We start from the raw sequence: 18,766 nt of genomic DNA, 5'->3' as shown, positions 1-18,766 counted from the left end.
TTTATCTTCCAAGAAAGTGTAAGTTTTCGTTACGGATATAAAGGCTTATTTCTTAAAAATAAATTGTTCAACGACATGAGCGACGCCGTCTTCCATGTTAGAAAGTGTAACAAAATCAGCAATTTCTTTAATATCTTCAGGCGCATTACCCATGGCAACGCCTAATCCTGCGAATTCAATCATCGCTTGATCGTTGTAACTATCACCAACAGCGATCACTTCTTCACGTTTGATGTCGAGTTGTTTGATCAGAAAATCTAAACTTGTGCCTTTGGTCACTCCTTTTTCAGTGAACTCTAAAAAGTAAGGCTTGGAGCGCACCACACTAAAGCGATCACTTAAAGTACGTTGTAACTTTCGCTCAAGTGATTTTAATATCTCCGGATCTTCTACCATAAGGATTTTTACCGGTTCTTCTGTAACCGCTGCAACAAAATCTTCTACTTCGATTACAGGTAAACCAGTAATGTCAGCTTCAATGGTTGTATAAGGGTTATTTTTCTCAGTCACAATCACATCTCCAACATATGTATGAATATGAACTGATTCTTTTTTGCTGATGTCATATAAGTCTTTAACATCTTTAGAACGCACCGTGCTACTGAAAATCGTTGCATTTGTCTTACAGTTAGTTACTTTGCCACCGTTAAATGATACGATATAACTCCCGAATTGATGGAGTTCTAATTCATTAGCGAGTTCGCGCATGGCATAAGTAGGTCTACCAGATGCTAACACAACGTAGATGCCTTCTTCTTGAGCTTTGATTAATGTTCTTTTCGTTAGTGGTGAGATGGTGTGGTCTTCCATAAGTAATGTGTCATCTAAGTCCAGTACAATCATTTTATAAGTCATCGTTATGCTTTAAAAGCTGCCCCCTTATGTTTATATCTATTTTCTTGAACTACGTTCCATTTTACTTTAAAACACACAAAGAAAGTAGCCTTTTCGACGATTTTCGTTAAATTATTCACTTATTTATCTAGTTTTGTGCCGCAGGCTATGGTTTAATAAAGCTAGTGAATCACATCAAGCTATCTGTGAAGTAGTTGTACGTTAGCTCTTGTTTTGATAGGTAATAAAAGTATATGTAATTGAGGGATGCTAGTATGAAGCCATTTAAAAAATTCTACTTAGAAATAACGAGTGTGTGTAACTTAGCGTGCACATTTTGTCCAGAAACATTGCGCCCTAAAAGCTTCATTTCAGAAGATGACTTTATCAAACGCTTAACTGAAATAAAGCCCTATACGGACTATTTAAATTTTCATGTCAAGGGTGAGCCGTTGTTACATCCAAAGCTTGATCAGTTGCTTAAGCATAGCGATGCGTTTGGTTTTAAGGTGAACATCACTACAAATGGCACCTTGCTTCGAAAAAAGAGACAACAACTATTAAATCAACCTGCACTCAGACAACTAAATATTTCTTTACATAGCTTTGAAGGACAACCGTTTAAAATAGATAAAGCACGGTATTTAGAAGAAATCTTAACCTTTGTTGATGAATTAACTGAGAATCAGAACACGATTGTCTCATTTAGATTATGGAACTTGCAAAGCGAGGGACAACAAACGTTTACTGAAGAAAATCATGATAGTTTGGTGCGTTTATGTTCGCATTTCAATCTTGATTTCAGCGTCTTTGATGACTTATCGCCAGAGTCTGGTGTGAAATTGAAACAGAATGTCTATTTGAACCAAGATTATCAGTTTACCTGGCCGAGTCTTGATGAACAAGAAGATGAGGGCCAAGGCTTTTGTTATGGTCTGAGAAACCAGGCAGCCATTTTAACAGATGGTACTGTTGTTCCTTGTTGCTTAGATGGTGAGGGCGTGATTAATTTAGGAAATATAAAAGAAACAACCTTTCAGTCGATCATCGAAGGGGAGCGTGCTACTGCAATCGTTAATGGGTTCTCAAATCGCACAGCTGTTGAGGAACTCTGTCGAAAGTGCGGCTTTAGAAAGAAATTCGGCTAAAACAATGATGTTTAATTCTTTTAATAACGGTAATACTATATGAGAAGACCAAATCAGAAAGGGTGTTTTCATGAACGTATTAGTTATTGGTGCCAATGGTCAAATTGGGCACAAGTTAGTCGATCGACTCCAAGCTACCGAAGATGCTCATGTTAGGGCAATGGTTAGGAAAGAAGCACAAGTAAAAAGTTTTGAGGACAAAGGTGTAGAAGCAGTGCTTGCTGATTTAGAAGGCGACTTAGATCAATTAGCTAAAGCATTTGAAGACATTGATACGGTTGTGTTCACGGCCGGTTCAGGACCTAATACAGGTTTTGATAAAACGATGGCTGTCGATTTAGATGGGGCGATTAAAACGATGCAAATTGCTGGCGGCCTAAAAGTAAACCGTTATATTTTGATTAGTTCCTTCGACACAAGCAGAATAGCGATTCAAAATGCACCAGAAAGCTTTAGACCTTATGTAATAGCAAAACACTATGCGGATGACTGGTTAAGAAAAAGTAACTTAGCTTATACAATTGTTCATCCTGGTCGGTTAACTGATGATGAAGAGACCGATCAAGTAACCATTAAGGAACAAGTTGAACCTGGTAATATCTCGCGCAGTGATGTCAGCAAGGTACTGTATGAAACAATCTTTGATGACAACTTAAAAGGTAAAGAGTTTCAAGTGGTTGAAGGTAAAACGTCAATTGTTGATGCATTAAAACAGTTATAAAATGAAATATTGCAGTTTAAACATTCAAATCAAACACCCGCCGTTTAATTATTTACTTAAACGGCGGGTGTTTCGTTAGGGAAATCTTTTAGCAACAAGGATCTTCATCATTCATATCTACAAGTGTTGTCTCAAACTGACCAGCTAGAATTTCATCCTTCTTCTGGTTAATAAAACGCTGGAATTTATCTGATTGCTTATCTAATTGACTTAAGGGGAAATAAACAAAACCTTCTACATGATCTAAAATAACGATATCGATATCGTCATCTTTTTGTTTAGTTGTAACAATGTGGCATCTATCTTCTGTGTGTTGCGTTTTAGGTTCCACCAGAATAGCCTCCTTGATATTTTTTTCACAAACTAGTGTAGCATATAAAAAAAGAAAGGTTGCGGATTTTTTTAAAAATAAGAAAAAAGATGCACAATTCAGACGTAAAAAGGGTATATAATGATAACAACTTTTGTTTGACCTCGTTCATTAGCACTATAATTGTCTGATGACTGAAAAAATCATGAACGGAGGCTTAACCCATCATGCGAGCATTTGATTTGCTATTCAATCAACCCTTTTTAATAATTACACTCATCATTTTATTTGTCTTATTTCTTGTTGCGGCTTATCTTTTTGCGCGTTTCCGGAAGATAACGGAGCTACATAGGCTTAAGGTACAACAGCTCCGCAAAGTGAATGACCGTTTTGACTTGTTAACTTCTCGTAGTGATACGTACTTTTGGGAAGTCGATTTAGATGGTAAATATACCTATGTAAGTAAAAGTGTTATTGGATTACTAGGATATAAGCCAGATGAGCTGGTTCAACACCATTATTTCTATGATTTAATTGCGCCCCTTAGTCAACAACAAACAAAAAAATTGGGGCTGCATTACGTGAAGAAGAGTTTACCCATTCGTGATTATGAAAATCCTCAATTGACAAAAGACAATGAGGTGAGATGGTTTATTACCGATGGTCGGCCTGTTTATGATGCAGATAATCGGGTGGTTGGCTATCAAGGTTATGACCGGGATGTTACTAAAGAGCGAACCGAAGAATTAAATCGGTTAACGCAAGTAGCAAGATACCGCACCGTTATTACTGTGTCTAATACTGGTGCATGGGAGTATGACAATGCAAGCGGTGAACTATGGACCAGCCCAGAATATTACGCTATGCTTGGATACAATGATGACCAAATCAAAATGAAAATCAATAACCACGATTTAAATAGTTGGGTCGAATTAATGCATCCAGAAGATCAAACAGAAGCCGTCCTAAAATTTAAAGAATATCTAAATAAACCATCGCAGAAAATGTATGAGAGTCATTTTAGATTGAAGCGTGCGGATGGTAATTATGCATGGATTTGGTCACGGGGGAAAACGATTAAAGATGAATTGAATCAATATTCGACAATAACGGTAGGGACGCATATTGATATCACAGAAATGAAAACGTTGGAAGAAACAATGTATCTCGAACGCGAACACTTTAGAAAAACAATTTTATCGGTTTCAGATGGTGTAATTCTAATAACTAAAGAGGGACAGATTACCTTAATGAATCAAACAATGACCAATTGGTTAAACCATGATTTGGTAGGTGATTATGTTCACGAAGTCTTTACCTTGCTCGACGGATACAATCAAGAACGCCATATCTTTGATCAAGATGATGATGGTGAACTAACTGAAAGAACACTTGTTGTGAATGGTCAAACGCGTCCAATCGAATATACCCTGTCTGCTGTAAGTGACGCTCAAAATGAGATCAATGGATATGTGATGGTTTGCCGTGATATTAGCGACAGACTTGAACGCGAACAAGAGGTTTATGACCTAAGCTATCGTGATCAATTGACTGGGCTATATAACCGACGCTTCTACGATTCGTTAATGCGAAAGTTTAATCACAAGCAGTATTTACCGGTTTCAATTGTGATGGTGGATGCTAATGGTTTAAAATTAATGAACGATGTTTTTGGTCATGATCAAGGTGATGATATGCTCAAGAAAATTGCGAATCATTTGACGGCCGCTGTTGATGAAGAAGGTTATGTGTGTCGAGTGGGTGGCGATGAATTTGTCGTTATGTTACCACATACAAAACAATTAGAGGCGAAAGCTTATATTGAAAAAGTGAATGACACGTTGGAACGCGATCGTACACACTTTTTACCGTTAACAATTTCGTATGGACACAGTACGAAAACAACCGTTGATTTGCCACTGCAACACGTTTACCGTGATGCAGAAGATAAAATGTATGTGTACAAGATGAGCAAAAGATCAGAATTAAGAGAACAAATGGTTGATGCAATCTTGCAAGAGCTTGATCATCTTTACCCTGGAGAAACGGCTCATGCAGGACGTGTAACCAAGATGTCGATTCAAATCGCAGAACATGTGGGATTGAATAAATCAGAAATTTTGCAACTTGAAGCGGCAGCAAAATTCCATGATATCGGCAAGATTGTACTAGGTCCAGAATTATTAACAAAAGACACACCACTACTTCCACAGGAACGTTTAGCAATTAAACGTCATCCAGAAGCAGGTTATAGCATTCTGAGTGCAGTTAATCGCTATGCACATCTGGCTGATTATATTCTATATCATCATGAACATTATGATGGAACAGGCTATCCAAAAGGTCTTAGTAATAGTGAGATCCCTATTTTTTCACGAATTATTCATTTAGCAGAAAGTTATGATCACATGCGGTCACACCATAGCTATCGTCAAGCACTTCCAAGAGAAGAAGTCATTAACATCATTACAGAACAGTGTGCCAAGCAATTTGATCCTCGAGTTGTTGAATCGTTCTTAGCCGATACCATCGAAAAGTACTAAAGGATCACCCGTTATGAAAGACAAATGAAAGGTATATATGGTATAACAAGAGTAGGCATCAATCAATGTTGATGTCTATTTCTTGTTGTATATTAAAAGATCGCTAGTGAACTGAATAATCAAGTGGAGGGAACTATGGTAAATATACTGATTGCAGATGATGATCAACATATTCGAGAATTAATGCGGCTATACCTAAATAAAGAAGGTTTTAATATTGTTGAAGCGAGTCATGGGAATGACGCCATCGAACTGTTAGAGACAGAAGCAATTGATTTAGCTGTGATTGACGTAATGATGCCAGAATTAGATGGGATCGCCTTAACGAAAGCAATCCGACTTTATCATGCTTTACCCATTATCTTGGTAACAGCAAAGGGCGAATCGCATGATAAAGTGTTAGGATTTGAAGCAGGAGCAGATGATTATCTGGTAAAACCCTTTGACCCCGTTGAACTTGTTTTACGCGTGAAGGCACTGCTCAAACGTTACCGTCTGATCGGCAATCATTTGATTGATTTCAACGGGATTATGCTTAATAAAAACACCTTACTCGTAAAGGCAGATAATGAAATAATCGCGTTAAAAAATAAAGAGATGAGCTTGTTGTTTGAGTTAGCAAGTGAACCCGGTCGCATTTTCACTAGACAGCAATTACTTGATAAAGTTTGGAGTTATGACTATGAGGGAGATGAGCGAACGGTCGATGTTCATATTAAACGCTTACGTGAGAAACTAAGAACCATCGAAAGCATTCAGATTACTACCATTCGTGGACTTGGGTATCGACTAGAGGATGCCTTATGATGAAACGCAGTCTCTATTGGAAGTTTGTATTTATTTTTATTATCGGTGTTGGTTTAAGTGTGATTATTTCTTATGCGATTACTACACATTTTTTTCAAAATCAAACAGCATTTAAAGCGGAACTTAACAGTGCCACGCAGGGAGTAACCGCTATTATAGAAACGGTTGACCCTGAAGAACACGAGGAATTGTTACCGATTTTTGAAGATTTAGGGTTAGCGGTTGAGGTGCTGAGCCATGAAGAACTGGTTATTTTTGGCCTGCAACATAAATATTTAGAAGAACCGCTTCATGAAAGTGAAATCAACACATTGACAAGTCGTTCGGCACGTATTATTGACTACACCGATACTGAGCTACGACGCGATATCGTAACCCTTGTTGACGTTGAAGGCGAACCCATGTATGCGAGGATTACTTTAGATTATTATGAGGATATGCAGGCAATTCGACGGCTTATGATTCAAGTTTTGATTTTTGTCTTATTGAGTGGGAGTGTCATTATTTTATTTATTTCACGATACTTTGTTCGTAGTATCCAACAAATAACTCGAGCAGCTGAACAATTAACTCACGGTGATTTTGAAGTGAATTTAAAAACAGAGCGTGAAGATGAACTAGGTCAGTTGATGGAGCAATTCAATCAAATGGCACAAGCGCTCAAAAATGTCGATGAGATGCGAAAAACATTCGTGTCTAATGTTTCTCATGAAATACAATCACCACTCACCTCGATAAAAGGCTACACAAGAGCGATTAAGGACGGTGTTGTTTCAGTTGATCAACAAGATAAATATTTAGGGATTATCTACGATGAAGCTGATCGATTGTCACGCTTGTCAGAGCATTTATTGAAAATGACTAAACTTGATCAAGATGCTTATCCGATAAATAAACAACCGTATCGACTGGATGAACAAATCAGACGAATAGTGTTAAAGACTGAACCACAGTGGCAAGAAAAGCATATTTTGGTAGAGCTTAATCTTGAGCCGCTGACCCTTGCATTGGATGAAGATCTAATGGAACAAGTCTGGTTAAACCTTATCGTTAATGCGATCCGGTATAATAAACCAGGAGGAAGCATTTATATTAACCATTACCAAGAAGAATCAAATCATGTTTTTAGAATCAACGACACTGGTATTGGTATTCCGGATGAGGAAATTCCTTTTGTGTTTGATCGTTTTTATAAAGTAGATAGTTCAAGAACTGGTGTCGATTCTGGTAGCGGCTTAGGTTTATCCATTGTCAAACGGATTGTAATGTTGCATGAGGGACGAACGGACTGTATTAGTCAAGAAGGAGTCGGAACGACATTTTTTGTCCGATTACCAAAAAGTTAACTGAAGTTCACATTCAGTTCATATTGTTGTCGTAAACTAATCTTAACCGATAAGTAAAGGGGACATGATGGATGTGTACGACCGATGAAGCGAGAATCAAACAACATTATTTACACTATTTGAAAAAGGGATACTCGAAAATGACACAAATTAAACAAGCCTTAGAAAAAGAAGGCATTGATGCTGAAGTTATTCAGTTTAATCACTTAAACGAAGGGTGTGACTGTTCATGATTTTTCATGAAATGGATATATTTATTTTTATTGCTTTTGGGGTTGCGATGTGGGCACAATCAAAAGTACAATCTAACTTTGAACGCTATGCAAAAGTAGGAGCCAAAGCGCAAGTAACCGGACTACAAGTTGCTCGCAAATTACTCGATGAGCATGGGCTATATGATGTTAAAGTAGAACTGAGTAAACGCGGGAGTTTATCTGATCACTACGACCCGCTGAAACGCGTCGTTCGTTTATCACAGCCAGTTTATTCACGGGCATCGGTAGCTTCCTTGTCAATTGCGGCACACGAGGTGGGCCATGCAATTCAGCATGCGGAAGGTTATGCAATGCTGAAATTTCGTTCATTATTATTTCCGGCTGCGAACCTCGGTTCACGTTCAGCGCCAATTTTATTGATTTTAGGTTTTGTAATGAAATTTTCGCCACTTATCGGTATTGGTATTGGACTATTTTCTGTTGCAGTTCTCTTTCAACTCGCCACATTACCTGTCGAGTTTGATGCAAGTAACCGGGCGAAGAAAGAATTGTACCGCTTAGGGTTCGTATCAGAGACAGAAAGAACGGGCGTTAATCGTGTTTTAAATGCTGCTGCACTAACGTACGTAGCGTCAGCTGCAATTGCTGCATTACAGCTATTAAAATTTGTGATGATCTTTGCGGGTGGTCGAGATTAAAGAGAAGTCATAATGAAAAGGTACACGTTTTTGCGTGTACTTTTTTTTTGCTTTAACAGGTTGATTTTACGATATCCGGTTACATCGGAGCGAAGGATAAAGAGACGCTATTAAATCGGTATGCGTACCTTTGGCAAGCACCGCTTAAGGGGCATTTTTACAGTGGAACACCCAGTAAAATTAACATGCATCAGAAAATGATGCACGTGCATGTTTATAAAAGAAAAGGATTTGATGACTATATAAATGCACGCTGAAAAGTCAATACGATTCATTGTTTGTTCTAACCTAGATAGGGGAATGAAGGATAGTACTAAGGGATATACAAACGACCTAGGTATTTTCGAATAGACTTTTTAATGAGCGGATACCGTTGATGTCCATGATATACTCGTGATACCTAACAATATTTATAAATAGGGTAGCTTTGAATAGGGTAGTTAATTCCTTAAATGATAGAAGTGGGTGATGAAGATGCAGTCAAAAGAGACACTTAAAGCAGCGTATCAAAAGGCTTTATTAAGTGGGCAGACGAAAGAAGCCTATGCAATTATTCAAGGTGCCTTTGAAGAAGAACGGTCACTCATCGATGTCTACACGGTTATTGCCGACGCGATGTACGGAATTGGAGATCTATGGGAGACAAACGAAATATCGATTGCTCAGGAGCATGCAGCAACTGCAATTACTCAATTTGTCTTAACACAAATCAGTGCACAATCAATGCAGCACTTTAATCCTAGCAGTAAAAAAGCAGCAGTTTTTTCGATTGAATCGAATACACATTATTTAGGTATACAAATGATTAAGAATTTATTTAATGTGCATAACATTTTAACCTATGATTTTGGTCCTAATGTACCTAATAAAGACATTGTTGAACAAATCAGCGCATTAGATATCGACTATGTCGCTTATTCGGTAACGATGGCTAGCCATCTGGAAAAAGCGATTGACTTAAGTGAGCAGTTAGAAGAAATCGATGTGGTGGATCGGCCAATAATTTTTGTTGGTGGTTTTGTCTTTCGGAATAATGAGCAGTTATTAGAGGATATCTATTACGATTATTATTTTGAATCAATCAGTCAAATGAGTGATTGGTTAAATAACGATCAGACTAAGAGCGGTATATTCAACTAGGTAATCGAAAGTGTAGAGGGGGGGAGGTAAGTGATGGCAATTAACTATACTGATTTATTAGCGATGCTCAATGATGTGAATGTCTCCGTTTTTTATGTAAACAAAAGCGGTGAGATACTTTTTCACTCAGGCGAAGATGAAGCGGAACAAAAGAGGATCGGAACCTCAATTTATCAATACGTTGATGACTTTTCGGAAAAACGATTAGAGAACGTTATTGCCGGTAAGACAACACAAACAATTGGAACAACAGATATTTACATGAAAACGAACCAAACATCAGTTGCTTGTTTCCTGAAATATAAACGCGATCAAGTGAATTGTTGGTTGGTCATGATTCCTTACCCTTCAGATTATAATGAAATGGTTGAAAATGTGTTAGGAACTAATGCTGAATTGGCACGTCTATTTGATGAAAAATTAAATTTAGAGATGGAATTAAAACAAAAAATTCATGAATTGAAAATAGCAAGTATAACTGATCCGTTAACAAAATTGTATAATCGCCAGTACTTTTATGAGTATTTGTTTGAGTATCTAACTAAAGACAGTTGGTCAGCGCTTAGTATTATTATGATAGATTTTAATGATTTTAAGCAAGTCAATGACAATTATGGACATAAAGCAGGTGATGAATTGCTCATTCAGTTTGCAGAGATGATTCACCAGCACTGCCATATGGGGTTCCGATTTGGTGGCGATGAATTTGTGATTATCTCCGTTGATCACGATCAATCGTACATAAAAGAGAAGCTAGATACGATTAGCAGAAGCTTTAATACGCAAACATCAATTGTTACTTTATCCTATGGCATGACATTTATTGATCAAGAACAACGAAAGACAATCAATAGTAAAGCGGATATTGATTATTTGCTGAAAGTGGCTGATGAACAGATGTATCGTAATAAACGTCAGGTGAAAAAAAACGAAAGAAAAAAGCAACGGGGTTCTAAAGGTTATGTTAATAAACGATAAGTTAGACAACAAGCAATAGGTGTATGTCGAAGTTCCACATATTTCTAGCCTTTCAGTTGAACTATCTTAACCTAATGGTTAATATAGTTGTTATAGGGGAGTGAAAAACATGTTTAAATTAGCAACGAAGGAAATGGGTTTTTCCAAAGTCAAATATGGTTTAATTGGATTGATTTTATTTTTAATTGCATCACTCGTATTAATTGTGAGTGGTCTAGCTAGGGGTCTATCGAATGATAACATTGCAGCACTTGAAACAATGACAGTCGATGATTTCTATGTGAGCGAGGACAGTGAAAATGTGTTGGATCAATCGGGCTTCCTACTTGAAGACTTAATTGCAGAAGTAGAACGCGGTCAGGGATGGGAACCACTTATTACACAAAGTTTACGGTTGGATCACGCAGAGAATGAATCGAAATTAGCGGTGACTTTAATTCCTGTTCTTCCTAGCGATCAGCTTTATCCTGGGGTAATTGAAGGTGAAGATTTACAGGCGAATGATCAATTAAATGTCGTCATTGATCAAACAATGAAAGCAGATGGTGTCAGCATTGGTGACACCTTGCATGCTGAAGACCTCGAATTATATTTTACAGTGATTGGGTTTACTGAAAATCAAACCTATCGACATGCACCAGTCATCTACATGTCTGAAGAAGCATTCTATGTCGAAGAAATTTCTCCTCATAAAGTGGCAAATGCAGTGGTTTTAACTGAGTCAAATGAAGAAGTGAGAAAGACGATTTCAGCAACCCTTGCCGACGGGGTATGGGTGAATCGATCAGACATTGTTGACGCTGTACCAGGTCATTCTTCTGAGCAAATGTCATTGAATATGATGATTTTTTTCCTTATCGTAATTTCAGTGTTTGTTCTGGGAGCATTTTTCTACATTTTAACCATTCAAAAGTTGAATCAGTTTGGTGTCTTAAAAGCAATTGGAGCTAAAAATAAATTCTTGATTGGCACAACGCTGTTACAAGTGTGTATCTTAACGATTATTAGTTTAACTTTAGCTGTTTTATTTACCTGGTTTACATCAACCATTTTACCTGAGGGTATGCCGTTCGACTTTAATCTATTGAACATTGCTATCTACACTGGGTTGATGTTAATTGTGTCACTGCTAGGTGCTCTTATTTCCAGTCGTCGCATTATTAAAGTAGATCCGCAGCAAGCCATGGGGAGGGCTGAATAATGAGATATCCTTTAGAAACAAAGCAATTAACGAAACGTTTTAAAGATGGTGACGATACGATTGAAGTATTGAACGCTGTTGACTTTCAGTTAGAACAAGGAAGCTTTACAGCGGTAGTCGGACCCTCTGGTTCTGGGAAAAGTACCTTCTTATCTATTGTAGGGGCATTATTATCGGCCGATGAGGGACAATTAATTGTTGATGGTAAAGATATTTCTACGATGAAAGACCAACAATTATCAGATGTGCGTTTGAAGTCAATGGGATTTATATTTCAATCAGCGAATTTAATTCCCTATTTAACAGTAAAAGATCAGTTGCAGCTAGTGGCAACATTAAATAAACAGACTAAGAAGCAAAGTCTTGAGAAAATAAAAGCGATGCTAGATGACGTAGGTTTATCACATCGAATCAATCATTATCCACATCAGCTTTCTGGTGGAGAAAAACAGCGGGTTGCCATTGCGCGTGCTTTTATTAATGACCCCGCAGTTATTCTTGCGGATGAACCGACTGCAAATCTTGACGAAGAACGCAGCAAAGAAATTGTTGCGCTAATTAAACAAGAGGTAAAAGCGAATAATAAAGCTGCAATTATGGTTACCCATGATGAAAGTTTATTAACTTATTGTGATCATGTTTATGAGATGGATCACGGTCATTTGAAGCAACGCTAACGTTGTCGCATACGTTAAGCAATTGACTAGTTTAGAGAGGAAAACTCTTTAAACTAGTTTTTTTTACCTAATTGTACGCAGATTGGTTAAGGTTTAACAATTGTCGTCGATATAAATAGAAAGAGTAGTCAAGAGGAGTTGGCATTTATATGGATGTAAGTCGTGTTTTACAAGGAACAGCCACGCCTGTTCGTTCACCGCAAACAGAGGTAGGAGAAGTTACATCACGAGCACCCATTCATCAAGAATCGAGCCAATTAAATACATCAACCGAAAAAGAACCAGCGCAACGAAAGATATTACCATATTCTAAGGAAGATCGTGCTAAAATGGAAAGTATGGTTGAAGGTTTAAATGAATTTTTAGAACCTGTCGAAACATCGGTGAGGTTTGAATTGCATGATAAGCTCGAACGTTATTATGTTACAGTTGTTGATAAGAATACCGATGAAGTGGTACGAGAAATACCACCAGAAAAAATGTTAGACATGTACGCAGCGATGGCTGAATTTATGGGCATCCTAGTCGACGAAAAAGTATGAGGAAGGTGTAAGATATGAGAATTTCAGGTTTTGCCTCAGGTATGGATATTGATCAAACAGTAAAAGATTTAATGGCAGCTGAACGTATTCCCTTAGATAAAATTGAACAAGATCGAACATCCATCGAGTGGAAGCGTGATGCCTATCGTGAAATGAATGTGAAATTTAAAGAGTTAGATGATGCTTTGTTAAACATGCGGTTAAAAAACACATACACGTCAAAAACGACAACATCATCAAACAATACAGTAACAGCAACGGCATCTTCATCCGCTTCAAACGGTAGTTATAATATGGAAGTTACAGAGCTTGCTTCGGCAGCGATTAATGTGACACAAGGAACTATTTCAGCATCTGCGACAGATAAGGTCAGTCCGTTCGCGTCAATAAAAGATCAGATTACCGCCGGTAAATTTAGCGGTTTGGCTGAAGCTGATTTTGGAGCAGAAGAAACCTTAACGTTCAGTACACATCATAACGGTGAGTTAAAAGAATTTAACTATGCTGTTTCTGCAACAGATACAATAGATACAGTTTTAACACGGTTGACCAATGATGATAATGGTGTGCGTGCTTTTTATGATATAACACAAGATAAAATCATTATGGAAAAAACAAGTGCAGGAGACTATCTTGATGGGCCTGAAATTCAGTTTGCCGATGATTCATTTATGTCGAAGTTGTTTGGCATGAATGCAGATCCCACTGCAGATTCAACAACGGTTACTGAACAAGGTGGTACCGACGCAACCTTCAAATATAACGGTGTTCAGTTAACGTCAAAAACAAATCAAACGACCTTAAATGGAATCACCTTTAACTTTAACAACGTATCAAATGGAACGCCAACTTATGTGAACGTGAACAGTGACACCGATGGTGCTGTTGAGAAAATCATGGACTTTGTTGAACAGTATAACAGCATGGTAGATGAAATTACTTCGCGCACAAGAGAACCACTTTATCGTGACTATCATCCTTTGAATGAGGAACAGATGAGTGATATGAGCGATCGTGAAATTGAAATGTGGGACGAAAAAGCGCGAAGCGGCTTATTGAAAAGCGATCAAATTTTACAAAGTGGCTTAACACAAATGCGTCAAGCTTGGACAAACAGTGTTAATAACGACGGTGCGTTTAAGCATTTAACTGAAGTGGGTATCAATACGACCCGTGACTATATGAATGGTGGTAAGCTTGAAGTTGATGAAGATAAATTGCGAAAAGCGTTGAATGATGACCCTGAATCAGTGAATAAGTTATTTGCGAATAGCACAGCTGGTGAAGAAGGTATCTTTAACAAATTAAATACAGCCATTGACCAGACAGTGAGTCGGATTAATGAACGAGCTGGACGGACAACGAGTCAAGCGCACCAGTATACATTAGGTCGTCAATTATCGAATATGGATGAACGCATTAATAATTTCAATCGTCGCTTGACGCAAGTGGAAGATCGTTACTGGAGTCAGTTTACTGCCATGGAGAAAGCAATCCAAAAAATGAATGAACAATCGAACTACCTGTATTCACAAATGTCAGGTGGCCAACAATAAGCAAGAAAGTAGTAGAAAGGATGTCTTTTGATTATGATGCAGCAGCAACAACAAGCATACAAGACAAATTCAGTAAATACAGCAACACCTGGTGAGTTAACATTAATGTTATACAATGGCTGTCTTAAGTTTATGAAGTATGCGAAAAAGGGAATGGAAGACAAAGATATTCCAATGAAAAACACGAACATACAAAAAGCACAAAACATTATTAGTGAATTAATGATTACGCTTGACCATGATAGTGCAATCGCTAAAGAAATCATGCCACTATACGAATACATTAATCGTCGTCTCTTGGATGCGAACATTAAAAATGACGTAGAAATTCTTATGGAGGCCTATGCGTTAGTTGAAGACTTTAGAAACACCTGGAAAGAAGTTATTAAACAAACGCGTACACAAGCTTATAGTCAAGGTGCTAGAGCCTAATGCGTGAGATTGATCAATTGAATCAAATTACAGATGAGATGGTAGTGCTGCTAACAGAAGCGGTAACCACAAAGACACGCGAAAACCTTATTCAAGTATTCAATCAAAAACTTGATCAGCGTGATCAACTTATCAAGCAATTGCAACCACCTTATAGTGACAGTGATAAAAAAATGTTAGCTGATCTTCTAGAAAAAGATAAAGTCATCAGCGAACGATTAGGTAGCGTGTTTGGTGATTTAAAAAATGAGATACGTCATGCGAAGAAACAAAAAAATTCAAATAAACAGTATTTAGACCCTTATCGTCAGGTTGCAACACTTGATGGGTCCTATTTAGACAAAAAGAAATAAACAATGTAATGAATAGTAAAAGGCTCCTCGCTATCTAAGATTTTCATCGGATAGCGAGGAGCCTTTTAGATAGGGTCTAATCAAACGGCTAGTGCGGGAGGGTTACTCATCAACAAGTAACTGTAAAAAGTCCTGAGTGGCTTCTTTTTCGGGGTTTACAAGAATATTCTCGGCGGGACCTTCTTCAATGATGACCCCATGGTCCATAAAAAGCACGCGGTCGGCAACTTTTTTAGCAAAATGCATCTCATGTGTGACAATGACCATTGTTTGTCCTTCTTTTGCTAAAGTCTCAATGACCTTTAACACTTCACGAACAAGTTGTGGGTCAAGTGCTGAAGTGGGTTCATCAAATAACATCACATCAGGCTCCATCATTAAAGCGCGTGCAATGGCAGCTCGTTGCATCTGTCCACCACTTAATTGATCAGGGTATTTGTTTCGGTGCTCAAGTAAGCCTACTTTATTGAGTAATTCTTCAGCTTGTTTAACTAAAGGTGCACGCTTTTGCTTCTTTACAATTAACGGTGCTTCGATTAAATTTTCTAACACTGTTTTATGGGGGAAAAGGTGAAACCCTTGAAAGACCATTCCTGTGTGTCGGCGCAAGTTGTTGATTGGATATTTTTTTTGTTTATGTGAGAAGGCTATCGAATCACCATTAATAGTAATTCGACCAGACTCAGGAATCTCGAGACCATTTAAGCACCTCAGGAGTGTTGTTTTTCCAGAACCTGATGGACCAATTAGACAAACAACTTCACCTTTATCTACTTCAAAATCAATCCCTGTTAACACAGTCGTGTCAGCGAAGCTTTTTTCAATTGCTTCTAGTTTAATCATTTGATGCACATCCTTTACCTAGTATATAAATAGCGACTATAACGTTTTTCTAAACGTTGTTGGAAGAAGCCGATGATGATACATACTGCCCAATAAATTAGTGCAGCAGCGACATACATGGTCATACTTTCGTAGGTGCGTCCCGCGACAATACGGGCAGAATATAATAATTCATGGACAGTAATAACAGATGCTAATGATGTCCCTTTGACAATATCCATAAAGATATTGAAAATAGGTGGCAATGCGATTCGGGTGGCTTGAGGTAAAATAATACGTCTTAATATCTGAATATAGCTCATTTGTAAAGATTGCGCAGCTTCCCATTGCCCGCGAGAGACGGAGGAAATGGCCGAACGAATAACTTCTGCATTATAAGCAGCAAAGTTTAAACTCATGCCGACGATACCAGCAACAATCGGATTGGTAAACTGAATGCCGATAACAGGAAGTCCATAGTAAAGAATGAAAATAAACACCAAAAGAGGTGTTCCGCGCATAAAAGAGATATAAAGTCGTGCAGGTAAATCAAAGATTTTAAAGCGTGACATCCGCATAATCGCCACAACTAAACCTAGTATTAATGAAAAAAACATACTAGAGAAAGCAATAATTATTGTAATTTGTAATCCTTCCAACAAGAGTGGTAAGGAATCGTAAGCAAGTTCAGGATTAAATAAGTAATGCCACTGTATATTGTCAAATCCTTCTATCATGTTGACCCTCCTAAAAAATCGGAGAGAAATAATTTCTCTCCGACCCAATTAACGATTAAATATCAAACTCTACAACATCAGCACTATCAACAGGTTCAGATGCATCTTCACCTAAGAACTCAACTGATAACCGCTCTAATGTTCCATCTTCTCTTAATGCATTAATTGCTTCATTTAATTTTTCAACTAATTCGTCGTTTCCTTTTAAAGTAGGAATTGCACTGGTTGTCGCATGGTACTTAACTTGATCATGGACAATTAATGCGTCTTCACCAAACTCTTCGACAGTGTGTGCAAGCACGAGTCGATCATTTAGATATGCATCACGATTGCCATTTAAGATGTCACGTAATATAGCTTCTGTTCCGCCATCATAAGCAATGCCGTCAGCACCAATCTCTTCAGCGAAGCGCGCGTAATTACTAGTTAATGATCCTAACGCAACAGGTACACCCTCTAAATCATTGGCATCTTCGTAATTGTCGTAATCTTCTTTTCTTATGATGATAGAACCATAAGAATATTTATAAGGTTCAGTGAAATCGAAAATTTCAAGGCGTTCATCGGTTATCGTAAAGTCATTCGCAGCGATATCGATTTGCTCATTTCTCAAAGCAGGAAGGATGCCATCAAAATCCATGGTTTCAAACTGCACATCAAGTTCTAGATAGTCACCAATTGCTCGAATGACTTCGACATCATAACCCGTGAGTGTGTTCTCTTCGTTATAGTAGGTTACAGGTCGATAAGTACCTGAGGTTCCGACGACGAGCGTGCCTTCTTCAGAAATACGATCCCAAGCAGTTGTTGGCGTATCATCAGTCGTGTCACCAGTGCTGTCTGTAGCTTCATCATTGCCACAAGCGACCAACCCTAGTACAATAATTAAACTTGTAAGTAAACCTATTATCTTTTTCATTTTGTTTTCCCCCTCGGCTTTAATCCTGATTTAATTAATCGGAATAATATGTATTAAAATATCATGAATGAAAGGTAAAGTCAATGAAAAAATTATAAATTAATTTTCGATTTCTTGGTTTACCTGCCGAATACGAGGGGTAATTATCAAATATAGATATAGAAAGGAGGACACTTACATGAAATACAACATTCGAGGAGAAAATATCGAGGTGACTGGCGCAATAAAAAGTTACATTGAGAAAAAGGTTAGTAAGTTAGAGCGCTATTTTGAAACGCCTCCAACATCAGATGTTAATGTCAATTTAAGTGTCTATAATGACGAGCAAGAGATTGAAGTAACCATCCCAATGCCTAATTTACTACTTAGAGCTGAGGACAAGAACACCGACTTATATGCAGCTATTGATTTAGTGGTAGATAAGTTAGAACGTCAAATACGCAAACATAAAACAAAAATTAATCGTAAATCGCGTTCGAAAGGCGCGCCTAAACATATCTTTGCAGAGATGGAAAGAGATTTGTTGGATGATGGCCCGGTTTATGATGATGAAGAAGGCGTTGAGATTGTTCGTACAAAACGATTCGATCTTAAGCCGATGGATTCAGAAGAAGCTGTGTTACAAATGGATATGCTAGGCCATAGTTTCTACGTCTTTACCAATGCAGAATCAGGGGAGACAAATGTAGTATACCGTCGACACGATGGACGTTATGGTTTAATTGAACCGAGCTAAATAAACAAACATGACTAAAGAGGCTGTCCATTTGGACAGCCTCTTTTTTAA

At 37.8% G+C, this 18,766-nt stretch carries 21 protein-coding genes; 16 read left to right on the top strand and 5 right to left on the bottom strand.

Features of this window, described 5'->3' with window-relative positions:
* Positions 1–45: 45 nt before the first annotated feature.
* Positions 46–855, bottom strand: coding sequence for a Cof-type HAD-IIB family hydrolase (locus tag DES38_RS06530; protein ID WP_110251299.1), 810 nt, complete (start codon positions 853–855; stop codon positions 46–48).
* A 254-nt stretch (positions 856–1,109) separates the two neighbouring features.
* On the opposite strand from DES38_RS06530, the gene DES38_RS06525 reads away from it, so the two are divergent.
* Positions 1,110–1,982, top strand: a complete 873-nt coding sequence (locus tag DES38_RS06525) for a radical SAM/SPASM domain-containing protein (RefSeq protein ID WP_110251298.1) — start codon at positions 1,110–1,112, stop codon at positions 1,980–1,982.
* Between the two features lie 70 nt (positions 1,983–2,052).
* Entirely contained in the window at positions 2,053–2,703 is a 651-nt protein-coding gene (locus tag DES38_RS06520; protein ID WP_110251297.1) for an SDR family oxidoreductase, read from the top strand.
* An 88-nt stretch (positions 2,704–2,791) separates the two neighbouring features.
* On the opposite strand, the gene DES38_RS06515 is transcribed toward DES38_RS06520, so the two are convergent.
* Entirely contained in the window at positions 2,792–3,034 is a 243-nt protein-coding gene (locus tag DES38_RS06515) for a hypothetical protein (protein ID WP_110251296.1), read from the bottom strand.
* Between the two features lie 206 nt (positions 3,035–3,240).
* On the opposite strand from DES38_RS06515, the gene DES38_RS06510 reads away from it, so the two are divergent.
* From DES38_RS06510 to fliT, 13 genes are all read left to right on the top strand, one after another.
* Positions 3,241–5,556 (top strand): sensor domain-containing diguanylate cyclase/phosphohydrolase, encoded by a 2,316-nt coding sequence (locus DES38_RS06510; RefSeq protein WP_110251295.1) that lies wholly within the window; start codon positions 3,241–3,243, stop codon positions 5,554–5,556.
* A 135-nt stretch (positions 5,557–5,691) separates the two neighbouring features.
* Entirely contained in the window at positions 5,692–6,363 is a 672-nt protein-coding gene (locus DES38_RS06505) for a response regulator transcription factor (protein WP_110251294.1), read from the top strand.
* On the top strand, positions 6,360–7,709 hold the full coding sequence (locus tag DES38_RS06500; RefSeq protein ID WP_245881974.1) for a sensor histidine kinase: 1,350 nt from the start codon (positions 6,360–6,362) through the stop codon (positions 7,707–7,709). The genes DES38_RS06505 and DES38_RS06500 overlap by 4 nt, the downstream gene beginning before the upstream one ends.
* A 71-nt stretch (positions 7,710–7,780) precedes the next feature.
* Positions 7,781–7,942: a hypothetical protein gene (locus DES38_RS11990; protein ID WP_170114352.1), complete on the top strand. Its 162-nt coding sequence runs from the start codon at positions 7,781–7,783 to the stop codon at positions 7,940–7,942.
* Entirely contained in the window at positions 7,939–8,622 is a 684-nt protein-coding gene (locus DES38_RS06495; protein WP_110251292.1) for a zinc metallopeptidase, read from the top strand. Before DES38_RS11990 ends, DES38_RS06495 begins: the two co-directional genes overlap by 4 nt.
* Positions 8,623–9,096: 474 nt before the next feature.
* Positions 9,097–9,762, top strand: a complete 666-nt coding sequence (locus DES38_RS06490) for a cobalamin B12-binding domain-containing protein (RefSeq protein WP_170114351.1) — start codon at positions 9,097–9,099, stop codon at positions 9,760–9,762.
* Between the two features lie 33 nt (positions 9,763–9,795).
* Positions 9,796–10,740 (top strand): GGDEF domain-containing protein, encoded by a 945-nt coding sequence (locus DES38_RS06485; RefSeq protein ID WP_110251290.1) that lies wholly within the window; start codon positions 9,796–9,798, stop codon positions 10,738–10,740.
* A gap of 109 nt (positions 10,741–10,849) precedes the next feature.
* Positions 10,850–11,941 carry an ABC transporter permease gene (locus tag DES38_RS06480; protein WP_110251289.1) on the top strand — a complete coding sequence of 364 codons (1,092 nt, stop codon included), beginning with the start codon at positions 10,850–10,852 and terminating at the stop codon, positions 11,939–11,941.
* Positions 11,941–12,618: an ABC transporter ATP-binding protein gene (locus DES38_RS06475; protein WP_110251288.1), complete on the top strand. Its 678-nt coding sequence runs from the start codon at positions 11,941–11,943 to the stop codon at positions 12,616–12,618. The genes DES38_RS06480 and DES38_RS06475 overlap by 1 nt, the downstream gene beginning before the upstream one ends.
* Before the next feature lie 149 nt (positions 12,619–12,767).
* Complete coding sequence (gene flaG, locus DES38_RS06470) at positions 12,768–13,160, top strand: flagellar protein FlaG (RefSeq protein WP_110251287.1); 393 nt, start codon at positions 12,768–12,770, stop codon at positions 13,158–13,160.
* Between the two features lie 14 nt (positions 13,161–13,174).
* The gene (locus DES38_RS06465) at positions 13,175–14,716 is read left to right on the top strand and encodes a flagellar hook-associated protein 2 (protein WP_110251286.1); all 1,542 of its coding nucleotides are present in this window, start codon (positions 13,175–13,177) and stop codon (positions 14,714–14,716) included.
* Positions 14,717–14,749: 33 nt separating this feature from the next.
* Complete coding sequence (gene fliS, locus DES38_RS06460; RefSeq protein ID WP_110251285.1) at positions 14,750–15,148, top strand: flagellar export chaperone FliS; 399 nt, start codon at positions 14,750–14,752, stop codon at positions 15,146–15,148.
* Positions 15,148–15,501: a flagellar protein FliT gene (fliT, locus tag DES38_RS06455; RefSeq protein WP_110251284.1), complete on the top strand. Its 354-nt coding sequence runs from the start codon at positions 15,148–15,150 to the stop codon at positions 15,499–15,501. The genes fliS and fliT overlap by 1 nt, the downstream gene beginning before the upstream one ends.
* 102 nt (positions 15,502–15,603) lie before the next feature.
* On the opposite strand, the gene DES38_RS06450 is transcribed toward fliT, so the two are convergent.
* From DES38_RS06450 to DES38_RS06440, 3 genes are read right to left on the bottom strand one after another with little or no spacing between them, the layout of a single operon-like run.
* Positions 15,604–16,344 carry an amino acid ABC transporter ATP-binding protein gene (locus tag DES38_RS06450; protein WP_110251283.1) on the bottom strand — a complete coding sequence of 247 codons (741 nt, stop codon included), beginning with the start codon at positions 16,342–16,344 and terminating at the stop codon, positions 15,604–15,606.
* A 14-nt stretch (positions 16,345–16,358) separates the two neighbouring features.
* On the bottom strand, positions 16,359–17,060 hold the full coding sequence (locus DES38_RS06445; RefSeq protein WP_110251282.1) for an amino acid ABC transporter permease: 702 nt from the start codon (positions 17,058–17,060) through the stop codon (positions 16,359–16,361).
* A gap of 55 nt (positions 17,061–17,115) precedes the next feature.
* Positions 17,116–17,979 carry a transporter substrate-binding domain-containing protein gene (locus DES38_RS06440; RefSeq protein WP_110251281.1) on the bottom strand — a complete coding sequence of 288 codons (864 nt, stop codon included), beginning with the start codon at positions 17,977–17,979 and terminating at the stop codon, positions 17,116–17,118.
* 178 nt (positions 17,980–18,157) lie between these two features.
* On the opposite strand from DES38_RS06440, the gene hpf reads away from it, so the two are divergent.
* On the top strand, positions 18,158–18,715 hold the full coding sequence (gene hpf / locus DES38_RS06435) for a ribosome hibernation-promoting factor, HPF/YfiA family (protein WP_110251280.1): 558 nt from the start codon (positions 18,158–18,160) through the stop codon (positions 18,713–18,715).
* The last annotated feature ends 51 nt before the right edge of the window (positions 18,716–18,766 follow it).

This window comes from Streptohalobacillus salinus, from assembly GCF_003201605.1.
In the GTDB taxonomy this organism is placed as follows: domain Bacteria; phylum Bacillota; class Bacilli; order Bacillales; family Amphibacillaceae; genus Streptohalobacillus; species Streptohalobacillus salinus.
Note: the sequence above shows the minus strand (reverse complement) of the source record. Positions and strands in the feature narration are given on the sequence as shown.